General features: G+C 60.8%; 14 protein-coding genes. 1 reads left to right on the top strand and 13 read right to left on the bottom strand.

Going from position 1 to position 15095, the window contains the following annotated elements; all coding sequences use genetic code 11:
* Positions 1–12: 12 nt before the first annotated feature.
* On the bottom strand, positions 13–1113 hold the full coding sequence (gene hemE / locus GXB81_RS06020) for a uroporphyrinogen decarboxylase (protein ID WP_205988634.1): 1101 nt from the start codon (positions 1111–1113) through the stop codon (positions 13–15).
* A 276-nt stretch (positions 1114–1389) separates the two neighbouring features.
* On the opposite strand from hemE, the gene GXB81_RS06015 reads away from it, so the two are divergent.
* Positions 1390–2178, top strand: coding sequence for a transporter substrate-binding domain-containing protein (locus GXB81_RS06015; protein WP_167049040.1), 789 nt, complete (start codon positions 1390–1392; stop codon positions 2176–2178).
* 840 nt (positions 2179–3018) lie between these two features.
* Here GXB81_RS06015 and GXB81_RS06010 read toward each other — a convergent pair.
* From GXB81_RS06010 to GXB81_RS05955, 12 genes are all read right to left on the bottom strand, one after another.
* On the bottom strand, positions 3019–4749 hold the full coding sequence (locus tag GXB81_RS06010; protein ID WP_167049041.1) for an AMP-binding protein: 1731 nt from the start codon (positions 4747–4749) through the stop codon (positions 3019–3021).
* 228 nt (positions 4750–4977) lie between these two features.
* On the bottom strand, positions 4978–5403 hold the full coding sequence (locus tag GXB81_RS06005) for a F0F1 ATP synthase subunit epsilon (RefSeq protein WP_007180027.1): 426 nt from the start codon (positions 5401–5403) through the stop codon (positions 4978–4980).
* A gap of 153 nt (positions 5404–5556) precedes the next feature.
* Positions 5557–6951, bottom strand: a complete 1395-nt coding sequence (atpD, locus tag GXB81_RS06000; RefSeq protein WP_167049043.1) for a F0F1 ATP synthase subunit beta — start codon at positions 6949–6951, stop codon at positions 5557–5559.
* A gap of 99 nt (positions 6952–7050) precedes the next feature.
* On the bottom strand, positions 7051–7935 hold the full coding sequence (atpG, locus tag GXB81_RS05995) for a F0F1 ATP synthase subunit gamma (RefSeq protein ID WP_167049045.1): 885 nt from the start codon (positions 7933–7935) through the stop codon (positions 7051–7053).
* Between the two features lie 140 nt (positions 7936–8075).
* Positions 8076–9617, bottom strand: coding sequence for a F0F1 ATP synthase subunit alpha (gene atpA / locus GXB81_RS05990; RefSeq protein WP_167049047.1), 1542 nt, complete (start codon positions 9615–9617; stop codon positions 8076–8078).
* Between the two features lie 56 nt (positions 9618–9673).
* A complete protein-coding gene (locus tag GXB81_RS05985; protein ID WP_167049049.1) occupies positions 9674–10213 on the bottom strand; it encodes a F0F1 ATP synthase subunit delta in 540 nt (179 codons plus the stop codon).
* A 2-nt stretch (positions 10214–10215) separates the two neighbouring features.
* A complete protein-coding gene (locus GXB81_RS05980; protein ID WP_167049051.1) occupies positions 10216–10686 on the bottom strand; it encodes a F0F1 ATP synthase subunit B in 471 nt (156 codons plus the stop codon).
* Positions 10687–10824: 138 nt separating this feature from the next.
* Positions 10825–11094 (bottom strand): F0F1 ATP synthase subunit C, encoded by a 270-nt coding sequence (gene atpE / locus GXB81_RS05975; protein ID WP_007180033.1) that lies wholly within the window; start codon positions 11092–11094, stop codon positions 10825–10827.
* An 82-nt stretch (positions 11095–11176) separates the two neighbouring features.
* Positions 11177–12028, bottom strand: a complete 852-nt coding sequence (atpB, locus tag GXB81_RS05970; protein WP_167049053.1) for a F0F1 ATP synthase subunit A — start codon at positions 12026–12028, stop codon at positions 11177–11179.
* Positions 12029–12193: 165 nt separating this feature from the next.
* Complete coding sequence (locus GXB81_RS05965; RefSeq protein ID WP_167049055.1) at positions 12194–12739, bottom strand: ATP synthase subunit I; 546 nt, start codon at positions 12737–12739, stop codon at positions 12194–12196.
* Positions 12740–13325: 586 nt separating this feature from the next.
* Positions 13326–14213, bottom strand: a complete 888-nt coding sequence (locus GXB81_RS05960; protein ID WP_205988633.1) for a ParB/RepB/Spo0J family partition protein — start codon at positions 14211–14213, stop codon at positions 13326–13328.
* Positions 14214–14231: 18 nt separating this feature from the next.
* The gene (locus tag GXB81_RS05955; RefSeq protein WP_167049059.1) at positions 14232–15023 is read right to left on the bottom strand and encodes a ParA family protein; all 792 of its coding nucleotides are present in this window, start codon (positions 15021–15023) and stop codon (positions 14232–14234) included.
* Positions 15024–15095: the final 72 nt, after the last annotated feature.

Here is a 15095-nt window from a genome sequence, read left to right as displayed (position 1 = left end):
TCGGTGACGGCATTACGCCGGCGTATGCGCACCGCTTCGAATCGCGCGGCTATGGCGATGCACTTCGTCGACCAGTTCGGCGACGTGCTCCGGCGGCGTGAACTGCGAAATGCCGTGTCCGAGATTGAAAACGTGCCCCGGATGATTGCCGAAGCTGTCGAGCACCGCGCGCGCTTCCCTACGAATCGCGGAAGGCGGCGCAAACAGCACGGACGGGTCGATATTGCCCTGAAGCGCGACCTTGCCGCCGACGCGCTCGCGCGCCTTGCCGAGGTTGACGGTCCAGTCGAGGCCGACCGCGTCGACGCCGCTTGCGGCGATGTCTTCGAGCCACAGGCCACCGCCCTTCGTGAACGCGATCACGGGAATCTTCTCGCCGTCATGCTCGCGCTTGAGCTGGCTCACCACCTGTTCGATGTAATGCAGCGAAAACCGCTGATAAATGCTGTCTGCGAGCGTGCCGCCCCACGTGTCGAAAATCATCACGGCCTGTGCGCCGGCTTCGATCTGCGCATTCAGGTATGCCGCGACCGAGCGCGCGTTGACGTCGAGAATCCGGTGCAGCAGATCGGGACGCGCGTAGAGCATCGACTTGACGGTGCGGAAATCCGCCGAGCCGCCGCCTTCGACCATGTAGCACGCGAGCGTCCACGGGCTGCCGGAGAAGCCGATCAGCGGCACGCGCTGACGGCCTTGCGCATCGTTGAGCGCCACGCGGATTTCGCGCACGGCGTCGGTCACGTAGCGCAGCGTCGCATCGATGTCCGGCACGGCGAGCCGTGCGACATCGTCTTCGGTGCGCACCGGGTGGGCAAATTTCGGCCCCTCGCCGTTGACGAACTCGAGACCCAGCCCCATCGCGTCGGGCACGGTCAGGATGTCGGAAAACAGGATGGCGGCGTCGAGCGGATAGCGGTCGAGCGGCTGCAGCGTGACTTCCGTCGCATAGGCCGGGTTCTTCGCGAGCCCGAGGAAACTGCCCGCGCGGCCGCGCGTGGCGTTGTATTCGGGCAGATAGCGGCCCGCCTGGCGCATCAGCCAGATCGGCGTGTAGTCGGTTGGCTGGCGCAGCAGCGCGCGCAGGAAAGTGTCGTTCAGAAGTTGATGGGCCACGTTGCGTACGACCAGAAAGCTGAAGGCAAGGCGGCATTTTACCGGACCCGGCTCGCCGCATTACGCGTGATCGGACCAATAACTGTTGCGCTCGCGGCTCATAAAGCCCGCTCTTTGGGGTTGCGGCCGTGGCAAAGGCGCGCGTGGCGGGCGATTCGCGGTGGGCTGTCACTGTCAGCCCGGCTGGACCTGGCTGAACGGCCGATGTTCAAGCTCGCGTTGGCGGGCTACTATCCGTCAGCCTTACCAGCCAATTACACACGACAAGGAGACTCGATGAACAAGGCAGCTCTCGCAATGCTCGGCGCGCTCGCCGGCGTCTTGATGCAGGTGGGCGTGGCCAGCGCGCAGACCGCCACCGCGCCTTCCCGGCTCGACGACATCATGAGCCGCGGCACGCTGCGCGCCTGTACGACCGGCGACTACAAGCCGTACTCGTTCTACAAGGGGGATGGGCAGTTCGAAGGCATCGACATCGACATGGCGGAGTCGCTCGCCAGGTCGCTCGGCGTGAAGGTAGAGTTCGTCAAGACGTCGTGGTCGAACCTGATGACCGACTTCGTCGCGAAATGCGATATCGGTATCGGTGGCGTTTCGCCGACGCTCGAGCGGCAAAAGCATGCGTTTTTCACGCAGGCGTACATGATCGACGGCAAGACGCCGATCGTCCGCTGCGACGACGTCAACAAATACCAGACCGTCGCGCAGATCGACCAGCCGGCCACGCGGGTGATCGTCAATCCAGGCGGCACGAACGAGAAGTTCGCAAAGCAATACTTTCCGCATGCGAACGTGACCGTTTATCCGGACAACGTGACGATCTTCAAGCAGATCCTCGCCGGAAAAGCCGACGTGATGGTGACCGATGCCTCGGAGACGCTGTTGCAGCAGAAGCTGAATCCGGGTCTGTGCTCGGTGCACCCCGACAAACCGTTCCAGTACGGCGAGAAGGCGTGGCTGCTGCCGCGCGGCGACGTGGCGTTCCAACAGTATGTCGACCAGTGGCTGCATCTCGCGCGCGCAACGGGCGAATATCAGGCTATTTCGGATAAGTGGCTGAAGTAAGGCCGCCATTTACCCGTGTTTTTGTGTGTGCTGTTTCGGGCCGCCTGTCGTGAACTGCTCTTGCTCGGGCAGGCAGCCAGTCTCATAAGACGGTTTCGTTTCGCAAGGAGACGATCGTGTAACGAGCCACGACGTTTCTGAGCGTATCCACGCCATGGCCGCAGCGTCACAAGATGTTCAATCCGCCCCTGTTTTCTACGCGAGGAATCGGAAATAAAAGTTTTGCGACGCAGCACGTACCGTGCATTTCACCAGATGAATTTTCCGGGGCGGACCAAGCTCTTGTAATACGGGGAACTCGCCGTGCAAAAGATGCATATGCAACTACTTCATGCGCAATCGACCGAATAGTTTATGCGGCGATATGCGTCGCGAATGGCATCAATCATGCGTATGAAATTGCGCGGCAGTCATCGGTAAATACTACGTTTGAAACGATTTATTTTGGCAATAAATCCCGCAGCGCCTTATCTGGCGGGCGTTACAACCTGAAACACTTTGTTACCGCGCTCATAAGTTAATTCGCCCACAATGCCCTCAACGGTTTCAACACGGATGTGGCTGGGTGCGTGGTGTGAGCGGATACGATGCACTTGCCGGTCGGCTTTGCCGAAGCCCTGTGAAGGGGCATCCCTGTTGGGGCCGTAATCGGCACAGGGTCGCCGTGATAGCCGGTCCCATCTTTGGTCTCCTCGCGCTAACCCCGTAGCGTGTGGTTTTTAGCGGGCTCCAGGCCCGCTTTTTTTTCGTCTTCCCAAACGTTTGCGCGAGACGAAACCTCTCACGCAACCCGCGTTTCCTTCCCTATTCGAATCCTGTATCACGAGTGCTCGTGAGGCATCACGCGGTCTTGTCTACGCTCAGCTTCAATTCGCCGATCATCCGCTCACGCATGATGAATTTTTGTACCTTGCCGGTTACGGTCATCGGCAATTCGTCGACGAAGCGGATATATCGCGGCACCTTGTAGTGCGCAATCTGCCCCTGGCAGAACTGCTGGATCTCTTCGGCGGTCGCATGTTCGCCCGCGCGCAGCACGACCCACGCGCAAACCTCTTCGCCATACTTCGCGTCGGGCACGCCAAACACCTGCACGCTCTGAATCTTCGGGTGGCGAAACAGAAACTCCTCAATCTCGCGCGGATAGATGTTTTCTCCGCCGCGAATCAGCATGTCCTTCAGGCGGCCGACGATGTTGCAGTAGCCCTCGCTATCGAGCGTCGCCAGATCGCCGGTATGCATCCAGCCGTCGACAATGCTCTCGCGCGTCTTCGCCTCATCGCCCCAATAACCGAGCATCACCGAGTAGCCGCGCGTGCAGAGCTCGCCGGTCTCGCCGACCGGCACGACATTGCCGAGCGGATCGATGATTTTCACTTCCAGATGCGGCTGGATACGGCCGACCGTCGTAGTGCGCTTGTCGAGCGGATCGGTCGTCGAGCTCTGGAACGACACCGGGCTCGTTTCCGTCATGCCGTAGGCGATGGTGATCTCGGCCAAGTGCATCTTCGAGACGACCTTCTTCATCGTTTCGATCGGGCATGGCGAACCCGCCATGATGCCGGTACGCAGGCGCGAGAAGTCGTGGGATGCGAACGTCGGGTGATCGAGTTCGGCGATGAACATCGTCGGCACGCCATGCAGCGCGGTGCATTTTTCGTCCGCGGCCGCGGACAGCGTCGCGGCCGGGTCGAAGCCTTCGCCCGGAAACACCATGTTCGTGCCCACCGAGACGCACGCGAGCACCGCCAGCACCATCCCGAAGCAGTGATAGAGCGGCACGGGAATGCACAAGCCGTCGTGTTCGCTCAACCGCATCGCCATCGCGATATAGCGTGCGTTGTTGACCACGTTGCTATGCGTCAGCGTCGCGCCCTTCGGGTTGCCGGTCGTGCCGCTCGTGAACTGGATGTTGATCGGTTCGTGACACGACAGCGTGGCGCCGATCGCATCGAGCCTGGCCGTGTCGAGCGTCGCGCGCCCCCGCTCGATCAGCTCGGAAAAGCTCAGCATGCCCGGCGTTTCCGTGTCGCCCATGCGGATCACGTAGCGCAACTCCGGCAGCCGCGCGGCGTGGAGTTCGCCCGGTGCCTGCGTTGCCAGTTCGGGAGCCAGTTCCTGCAGCATCTCGAGATACATCGATGCCTTGAAGCGCTCGGCGGCAATAATCGCCTTGCAGCCGACCTTGTTCAGCGCGTATTCGAGTTCGGCGAGCCGGTAAGCCGGATTGATATTGACGAGGATCGCGCCGATGCGCGCCGTCGCGAACTGCGTCAGCAGCCACTCGACGCGATTCGGCGACCAGATACCGACGCGATCGCCCTTCGCGATACCGAGCGCGAGCAGCCCTGACGCTAGCACATCCACCTCGTCCGCGAACGCCTTCCACGTCCAGCGGATGCCCTGCTCGCGAAACACCACGGCTGGCCGATCGGGAAAGCGAGCCGCCGTTTCTCGCAGAAACTCGCCGACGGTCGCTTCGCTCAACGGAATTTCAGTCGACCCGCGCACATACGACAGTCCGTCCCTGGGTTCGATGAGCGCACCTTCGCCCGACATATGCGTTGCCATGGTGTTGTCTCCGTGAGCGAAAGCTCGCTCGACTGAAATACATTTGAAATCGATTGTGCCATCGGCGTAGGGCCGACCGGCATCAAGTCTTACCCGCAGCGCATTACGCGAACGGCAATCGCCGGCTTTTTCTTTCTCTCAACTACGCGGACTTTTTACCTTTACGTAAACGTCAATTTAATGCCGAAAAAAAGCAGCCGCGAAGGCTGCTCTTTTCTACCGCGTGTCTTAGTGCTGACCGCGCAGCTTGCGCAGACGCTGGATAGCCGCGAGCTGAGCCGTCGCATACGCGAGTTCCGCCTGCGCGGTTGCGTATTCGAGGTTCGAACCCGTGTTCTGCAGCGCCTCTTCCGCGCGCTTGCGTGCGTCTTCGGCCTTGGCCTCGTCGAGATCCTTGCCGCGGATTGCCGTGTCGGCGAGAACCGTCACAGCGCCCGGCTGGATTTCGAGGATGCCGCCGGCGACGAACACAAACTCTTCTTCGCCGTTTTCAGCTTCGATACGCACCGCACCCGGACGAATCCGCGTGATGAGCGGCGTGTGGCCCGGCAGAATGCCGAGTTCACCCGCTTCGCCCGGCAGCGCGACGAACTTCGCCTGGCCCGAGAAGATCTGCTCTTCCGCGCTGACGACGTCTACTTTAATGGTTGCCATAAGTGTCGACTCCTGTCGACGAAAGTAAGCACTTTGGTGCGCTCACTTTCGTCTCATGCAAGGCTGGGTTAAGCGTAGTGAAGGCGAGATAAGTCAGTAGTGACTTATTCAGTCGGTACGACTTTGCTGCGCCCGCTTCGTTACACCCGACCTTTACTGGATCTTCTTGGCCTTTTCGAAGGCTTCGTCGATCGTGCCGACCATGTAGAACGCCTGCTCCGGCAGATGGTCGCACTCGCCTTCGACGATCATCTTGAAGCCACGGATCGTTTCCTTCAGCGGCACGTACTTGCCCGGCGAGCCCGTGAACACTTCAGCGACGTGGAACGGCTGCGACAGGAAACGCTGGATCTTACGAGCGCGCGCAACGGCGAGCTTGTCTTCCGGTGCGAGTTCGTCCATGCCCAGAATCGCGATGATGTCGCGCAGTTCCTTGTAGCGCTGCAGCGTTTGCTGCACGCCGCGCGTGATCGAGTAGTGCTCTTCGCCGATCACGTTCGGGTCGATCTGGCGCGAGGTCGAATCGAGCGGGTCCACTGCGGGGTAGATACCGAGCGAAGCGATGTCACGCGACAGCACGACGGTTGCGTCCAGGTGGCCGAAGGTCGTAGCCGGCGACGGGTCGGTCAAGTCGTCCGCAGGGACGTACACGGCCTGCACCGAGGTGATCGAACCGGTCTTGGTCGACGTAATACGCTCTTGCAGCTTACCCATTTCTTCAGCCAGCGTCGGCTGATAGCCCACCGCCGACGGCATACGGCCGAGCAGTGCCGACACTTCGGTACCGGCCAGCGTGAAACGGTAGATGTTGTCGACGAAGAACAGCACGTCGAGGCCTTCGTCACGGAAGTGCTCGGCCATCGTCAGGCCGGTCAGCGCGACGCGCAGACGGTTGCCCGGTGGCTCGTTCATCTGGCCGTACACGAGCGCGACCTTGTCGAGAACGTTCGAGTCCTTCATTTCATGATAGAAGTCGTTCCCTTCGCGGGTCCGCTCGCCCACACCGGCGAACACGGAGTAACCGCCGTGCTCCTTCGCGATGTTGTTGATCAGTTCCATCATGTTCACGGTCTTGCCCACGCCGGCGCCACCGAACAGACCCACCTTGCCGCCCTTCGCGAACGGGCAGATCAGGTCGATCACCTTGATGCCGGTTTCGAGCAGTTCCGTCGACGGCGACAGTTCGTCGAACGCCGGCGCCTTCTGGTGGATCGAGCGCATGTTTTCGCTCGCGATCGGACCGGCTTCGTCGATCGGACGGCCCAGCACGTCCATGATGCGGCCGAGGGTCGGCTTGCCGACCGGCACGCTGATCGGGTTACCGGTGTTCTTCACGATCGTGCCGCGGCGCAGACCGTCCGAAGCACCCAGACAGATGGTGCGGACCACGCCGTCGCCCAGCTGCTGCTGGACTTCGAGCGTCAGTTCCGAACCTTCGAGAATGAGCGCGTCGTAAATCTTCGGCATGGTTTCACGCGGAAATTCCACGTCGATCACCGCGCCGATGCACTGTACGATCTTGCCTTCTACCAAAGCAGTAGTACTCATCGCTTTTCCTTTAGATACTCAATTCTTCACTCGCGCAAAGGCGCAGTTTCGATGGGTGCGCCACTACGGGCGCACATGAGCGGCTGCCGACCGTTACGGTCAGACCGCCGCCGCACCACCGACGATTTCCGACAGTTCTTTCGTGATCGCGGCCTGACGGCTCTTGTTGTACACGAGTTGCAGTTCGTTGATGACCGTCTTCGCGTTGTCCGAAGCGGCCTTCATCGCCACCATCCGGGCCGATTGCTCCGATGCCATGTTTTCCGCGACGGCCTGATAAACCAGCGCTTCGACATAACGCACCAGCAGCTCGTCCACCACGGCCTGCGCATCCGGCTCGTAGATGTAGTCCCACTGCGTGCGCGGCGTCGTGCCGTCTTCTTCCGTGCGCTCGAACTGCTCCGCCGACAGCGGCAGCAGCTGCTCGATCACCGGCTCCTGCTTCATCGTGTTGACGAAGCGCGTGTACGCGAGGTACACCGCCGAAATCTTGCCTTCCGAGAACAGGTCGAGCTGCACCTTCACCGCGCCGATCAGCTTTTCCAGATGCGGCGTATCGCCCAGATGCACGACGTTCGATACGACCTTGGCGCGCAAACGGTTCAGGAAACCGAGCCCCTTGCTGCCGATCGCGGTTGCTTCGATCGTCTTGCCCTGGCCTTCCAGTTCCTTGAACTTCTGCACCGACGCGCGCAGCACGTTGGTGTTCATCCCACCGCACAGACCCTTATCGGTCGTGACGAGGATGATGCCGGCCGCCTTCGCTCCGTCGTTCGACACCATGAACGGGTGACGATACTCCGGATTCGCACGGCTCATGTGCGCAGCGATGTCGCGGACCTTGTCGGCATACGGGCGAGCAGCGCGCATGCGCTCCTGAGCGCGGCGCATCTTCGATGCGGCCACCATCTCCATCGCTTTCGTGATCTTGCGCGTGTTTTGCACGCTCTTGATCTTGCCGCGAATTTCCTTCATTCCAGCCATTGCTTGCTCCTTTGTCGGCCCGAGTTAGCGCTTCAGCGCTTACTCGGGTCCCATGCAAAGCGGTCGAAGCAGCACGGGAGCATTCGCATGCGGCCCGCGCCGCTTCAAGGTCCGTTTATGCCTTGCGGATCACTCGCGGATCAATAAGCGCCGGACTTCTTGAAGTCTTTGACGGCCGTATGCAGCAGGCCTTCGTCGTCCTTCGAGAGTTCCTTGGTATCTTCGATACGCTTGACCAGGTCAGCATGGCTCGCCTTCAGGTGGTCGCGCAGGCCCTTTTCGAACGGCAGAACCTGACCGACTTCGAGGTCGTCGAGGTAACCGTTGTTCGCCGCGAACAGCGACACAGCCAGTTCCCACACCTGCAGCGGCTGATACTGCGGCTGCTTGAGCAGTTCCGTCACGCGGCGGCCGCGCTCGAGCTGCTTGCGGGTCGCTTCGTCGAGGTCCGATGCGAACTGCGCGAACGCTGCGAGTTCACGGTACTGCGCGAGGTCGGTACGGATACCGCCCGACAGCTTCTTCACGACCTTCGTCTGTGCCGCGCCACCCACACGCGACACCGACACGCCGGCGTTAATTGCCGGGCGGATACCTGCGTTGAAGAGGTCGGTTTCAAGGAAGATCTGGCCGTCGGTAATCGAGATCACGTTCGTCGGAACGAATGCGGTCACGTCGCCTGCCTGCGTTTCGATGACCGGCAGTGCCGTCAGCGAGCCGCTCTTGCCCTTCACTTCGCCGTTGGTGAACTTCTCGACGTACTCTTCCGAGACGCGAGCAGCACGCTCAAGCAGACGCGAGTGCAGATAGAACACGTCACCCGGGTAAGCTTCACGGCCCGGCGGGCGGCGCAGCAGCAGCGAGATCTGACGGTATGCCCAGGCCTGCTTGGTCAAGTCGTCATAAACGATCAGCGCGTCCTGGCCGCGATCGCGGAAGTATTCGCCCATCGTGCAGCCGGCGTACGGCGCGAGGTACTGCATCGCTGCCGAATCCGAAGCCGAAGCGGCTACGACGATCGTGTATTCGAGCGCGCCCGATTCTTCGAGCTTGCGCACCACGTTCATGATCGACGAAGCCTTCTGGCCGATCGCGACGTAGATACAGACGAGGTTCTTGCCCTTCTGGTTGATGATCGCGTCGACTGCGACTGCGGTCTTGCCGCACTGGCGGTCGCCGATGATCAGCTCGCGCTGGCCACGGCCGATCGGCACCATCGCGTCGATCGACTTCAGGCCGGTCTGGACCGGCTCCGAAACCGACTTACGCCAGATCACGCCCGGTGCAATCTTTTCGATTGCGTCGGTCATCTTCGCGTTGAGCGGGCCCTTGCCGTCGATCGGGTTGCCGAGTGCGTCGACCACGCGGCCGAGCAGTTCCGGACCCACCGGCACTTCGAGAATGCGGCCCGTCGTCTTGACGATGTCGCCTTCCGAAATGTGTTCGTACTCACCCAGAATCACGGCACCGACCGAGTCGCGCTCGAGGTTCAATGCGAGACCGAAGGTGTTGCCCGGAAATTCGAGCATTTCGCCCTGCATCACTTCCGACAGGCCGTGGATACGCACGATACCGTCGGTCACGGAGATCACGGTGCCCTGGTTGCGAACGTCTGCGCTCGCGTCAAGGCCCTGGATCCGGCTCTTGATCAGCTCGCTGATCTCAGAGGGATTGAGTTGCATTATTCGCTCCTGATAGTCAATTCTGTTGCGTGCCAGCCGCTAAAGCGCAAGGCGCTTCAGGCCGTCAGGGCCGTCTGCATGCTGGCAAGCCGCGCGCGGACCGAGGTATCGAGCACTTCGTCGCCGACCGTCACGCGCACGCCGCCGATCAACGACGGGTCGACTTCGACCGTCGGCTTCAGCTTGCGCTTGAACTTGCGTTCGAGGCTTGCGACGAGTTCGTTCAACTGCGCACCTTCGAGCGGGAATGCGCTGACGATCAGCACATCTGCCGCCCCTTCGCGGGCGTTCTTCAACTCTTCGAACTGCGAGGCGATTTCCGGCAGCAATTGCAGGCGATGGTTGTCCACCAGCATCTGCACCAGATTCTTCGCTTGCGCGTTGTCCTTGAGCGGCGACTTGACCGCAGCCAGCAGCAGATCGCTGACCTGGGTGCGGCTCACTTTCGGGCTCGAGGCGATCGACAGCACTTCGGGCAGACGCGCAACCTGTGCCAGCTCCTGCACGAGCGTGGACCAGGCGGCGATGTCACCAGCTTCGGCCACGCCAAACAGCGCTTCCGCGTACGGACGGGCGATGGTTGCAAGTTCGGCCATGATCAGAGCTCGGCTTTCAGTTGATTCAGCAGGTCAGCGTGAGCGGCCTGGTCGACTTCGCGCTTCAGGATCTGCTCAGCGCCCTTCACGGCGAGTGCGGCGACTTCGCCGCGCAGCGTTTCGCGCGCCTTCACGACTTGCTGCTCCGCGTCGGCCTTCGCCTGCGCGATGATGCGGGCGGCTTCAGCCTGTGCCTGTGCCTTGATTTCGTCGGCGACTGCCACGGCGCGCTTTTCCGCGTCGGCAATACGCTGCTGGCCGGCATTGCGTGCCTGGGAGAGTTCCTGGTCGACGCGCTTGTGAGCGGCTTCGAGTTCCTGCTTGCCCTTTTCCGCGGCGGAAAGGCCGTCAGCGATCTTCTTCGAGCGCTCGTCGAGGGCGTTGATCAGCGGCGGCCACACGAACTTCATCGTGAACCACGCGAGGATCAGGAACACGACCATTTGCGCAAACAGGGTTGCGTTGAGATTCACGGTGTTTCCTTAAACGTTGCTTGTTCGGAAAGTGAAACGGCAAGGCGCTCATCGATTCTGTGTTCGATCAGCGCCCCAGTACCCGTTCCGCCCTGCGCCTTTACCAGTTATAGCTCAGACGCAAACCTCCGAGGAACCTCAGCCTGCCAGCTTCGACAGCAGCGGGTTCGCGAACGCAAACAGCATTGCCACACCAACGCCAATCAGGAACGCCGCGTCGATCAGACCAGCCAGCAGGAACATCTTGGTTTGCAGCGGGTTCATCAGTTCCGGCTGACGGGCGCATGCTTCGATGTACTTGCCGCCCATCAGACCGATACCGATACAGGCGCCGATTGCACCCAGGCCGATGATGATGCCGATACCGATGGCGGTCAGACCCTGGATGTTGGCGATGAAAGCTTGCATGATCACTCCTTTGTGAAAAGTCTTTTAGAACTGGTTGGAACTGGGATTTGAAAAACTACGATTCTTTTACCGACCGCGCAGGTTAGTGCGTGTCGTGTGCCTGGCCGATGTACACCAGCGTCAGCATCATGAAAATGAACGCCTGCAGCAGAACGATCAGGATGTGGAAAATTGCCCACACGCTGCCGGCGATCACGTGGCCGATGAAGCCAAGCACCGTCGTGTCCGCGCCGAAGCTCCAGATGCTGCCGAGCAGGGCAATCAGCAGGAACAACAGTTCGCCCGCATACATGTTGCCGAACAGCCGCATGCCGAGCGAGACCGTCTTCGCGACGAACTCGATGATGTTCAGTGCAAGGTTCGGGATCCACAGGAGCGGATGCGCGCCGAACGGAGCGGACAGCAGTTCATGCACGAAGCCGCCGACGCCCTTGATCTTGAAGTTGTAGTAAATCATCAGCACGAACACGCCAAGTGCGATGCCGATGGTGCCGTTCAGGTCGGCGGTCGGCACGATGCGGTGGTGCGGAATCACTTCGGACAGACCCAGCCAGCCGATCACGCGGCCCGGCAGGTCGACGGGAATGAAGTCGAGGGAGTTCATCAGCGCGACCCAGACGAACACGGTCAGCGCGAGCGGAGCGATGAAAGTACGCGAGCCGTGGATCATCGCCTTCGATTGATCCTCGACCATTTCGACGAGCATTTCGATCGCGCACTGGAAACGGCCCGGCACGCCGGACGTTGCCTTGCGGGCAGCGAGATGCAGCACGAAGATGGTGACCAGGCCGCAAACGATCGACCAGAAGAGGGTGTCCAGATTCCACACGTGGATGTCGAAAATCGACGTCTGGTGCGCGGTGGAAAAGTTCTGCAAGTGGTGCGCAATGTACTCGGACGGGTCCATTGCTCGCGTGCCTTCGCTAGCTGCCATATCGTTAAAGCCACCCAAATTGTCGAAAATCGTTTGAGGCCGTTCCCGCCGAAATACTCTATTGCGGGAACGCGCCGGGTGCAGGCCCTGTCTCATCCGCACACCCGTGCCGACGCCACGCGCCGGCCTTAAATTCTTCGTGCTGCTATTTTTGGTACTGCTACCTTAGCGCCACGCCAAGGCAATCCAGTAAGTCTTCAGCGCGATGAGGTAGGTCACGAGCAGCGGAATCCAGCGCACATCGTGATACCAGAAGGCGATGCCTACAAACATCGCGATCGTTGTCCCCATCTTGAGCGCTTCGCCGATCATCCAGCTCATCACTGTCTCGACGCCGCGCTGCTTTATCAAACGTGCCGCGAACAACGCGCCCGGCACCCAACAGATCGCTCCCCCCAGGAACGCGGACAGCGCAGCAGCGCCCGGCGGCTTATAAAACAGCCACCACGCCAGCGTAGCAACCAGGGACAAAACCACTTGCGCTGCAACGACCCTGAAAGGCGTCACCCGCGATGGACGACCCACGTCAGGACCAAACAGCTTTTCTGCCTCGGCCCGCGTGAGCGGAACGATATTGTTATCTTCCTGCCCGTCATCCCATGCTTCGGCCGGGTCGAACTGCCGGCTGGAGGACGCATCGGAAGCGGAGCGTTCTGCGCGGTGTTCGTCGTGCCCATTCTTCGGCGACAGATTCGACGTTTTGACCGCCATCGCAATGTTCCGAAAGTCTCTTTCCAGCCCGCGAGCTTACGCAGCGCTTACGGGGTTGCCGTGCAATTAAATCCGGGCGATTGTAAGCGATAGTTGCAGGCAATTCAAGACTTTAGGCCGCGCTATAACGGCGTGAAACTTGGGCCCACGATACGGTAAAACGCTTGCTGGCAGCGCGAAACACGTCAAATGTAAGGCAGGCGTGGGACGACAAAACCATGGCTCCCGATCGCATGGATCGAAGCTTGCCGGCAGGCTGTTTCGACGTTATGGCAGACGTCTCGGAAATGCAACAAATGCGGTTTTTTTCGGGGAGAACTGGCGCCGTTTCGTGCTGGCAGCGTCTATGCGGGGAACATGTTTACGCGAGTGTATCTGCCCGCTTGCGATAGCAGGCCGTAAGGATTGCCGTGGCCGTCGATCTACCATTGCAGCCCACTCAAACCTGGCATGACTGATTATTTGGCCGATACTATTCAGGAATCCACGATAATTGGAAGGCATGTTCGTTAGTCGAAAAAACGATTCACGAGGCAAGGTTCGAGGACGCCCGAAACCGCAGCGCCCTACCCTTATTGATCGTCGGTCAGACGTTGGCATTGCCGCGCAAGCGGACAAGAATGCCTTCCAGGGCGTCGAGATCGCCGAAGTCCACGAGCACCTGGCCACGGCCACGCCGGCCGAGTTTGATTTTCACGGTCGACGCCAGCAGGTCCGAGAGTTCCTCTTCGAGACGCCGCGTATCGCGCCCGCCATCCGGATTCGCGCGGGCCTTGACCGTGGGCGTCATCTTCGTCGTCATCGCGACGAGCTTTTCGGTCTCGCGCACCGAGAGGCGTTTGTTGACGACCTGGTTGGCCAGCGTGATCTGCGTCGCGGCATCGACAGCGAGCAACGCGCGAGCGTGGCCCATGTCGAGATCTCCGGCGAGCAGCATCGTTTGCACCGGCGCCGCGAGATTGAGCAGACGCAGCAGATTCGACACCGCGCTGCGCGAGCGGCCAACCGATTCCGCCGCCTGCTCGTGCGTGAAGTGGAATTCGTCGAGCAAACGCTGGATGCCCTGCGCTTCTTCGAGCGGATTCAGATCTTCGCGCTGAATGTTCTCGATCAGCGCCATCGCGGCGGCGGCCTGGTCCGGCACGTCCTTCACGAGCACCGGCACCTCTTCAAGGCCGGCAAGGCGTGCGGCACGGAAACGTCGCTCACCGGCGATGATCTCGTATCTGTCCGCGGAGATCGGGCGCACCAGAATCGGCTGCATCAGCCCCTGCGCGCGGATGCTGGCCGCGAGTTCCTGCAGCGCGCCCTCGTCCATGCGCGTGCGCGGCTGGTATTTGCCGGCCTGCATCTTGCTGAGCGGTAGCACGTTCGGCGCACCCTCGATCGCCACCGCCTCGGTGATATCCGCGGTGCCGCCGAGCAATGCCTCCAGACCGCGGCCCAATCCTTTCTTTCTTGCTACTGCGTTCATCGTGCTTCCTCGATCCGCTTAGGATGCTTGGGGCGCGTCGTTCAATGCGCGCACCCGCTCAATCATTTCCGCGCCGAACTGCACGTAGGCCTGCGCGCCACGCGACGCCCTGTCGAACACCACGCCGGGCAGCCCATAGCTGGGCGCCTCGGCAAGCCGTACGTTGCGCGGGATCACCGCGTCGAACACCTTGTCGCCGAAATGCTCTTTCAGTTGATCCGAAACCTGCTGTTGCAATGTGATGCGCGGATCGAACATCACGCGCAGCAAACCGATCACCTTCAGGTCACGGTTCAGATTGGCGTGAACCTGCTTGATCGTATTGACGAGGTCGGACAGGCCTTCGAGCGCGAAGTATTCGCACTGCATCGGGATCACGACGCCATGCGCGGAGCACAGCCCGTTGAGCGTGAGCAGCGACAATGCGGGTGGGCAATCGATCAACACGAAGTCGTATTCGCTCTCGACCGCCGCAAGCGCCACCTTCAACTGACGCTCGCGATTTTGCATGCTGACCAGTTCCACCTCGGCGCCCGCGAGTTCGCGATTCGCGGGCAACACGTCGTAGCCGACCGCTTCCGGCCGCACGCGCGCATCGGCCACGGACACGTTATCCACGAGCACTTCGTAGACAGTGTTCGTACATTCGGCCTTATCGATACCGCTCCCCATCGTGGCATTGCCCTGCGGGTCCAGATCGATGAGAAGAACTCGCTGTCCCTGCGCTGCCAGGCTCGCGGCCAGATTGACTGTGGTGGTGGTCTTGCCGACACCACCCTTCTGGTTCGCAACGCAGAAGATTTTTGCCATCGTTGGTGTGTCCCTTTTGCTGCTTGATGAAGTGAAGATCGTTGAGGATGCGGGTCGCCGTGGGAGTGGCCG

The organism is Paraburkholderia sp. Ac-20336 (assembly GCF_017105025.1).
Classification (GTDB): Bacteria; Pseudomonadota; Gammaproteobacteria; order Burkholderiales; family Burkholderiaceae; genus Paraburkholderia.
Note: the sequence above shows the minus strand (reverse complement) of the source record. Positions and strands in the feature narration are given on the sequence as shown.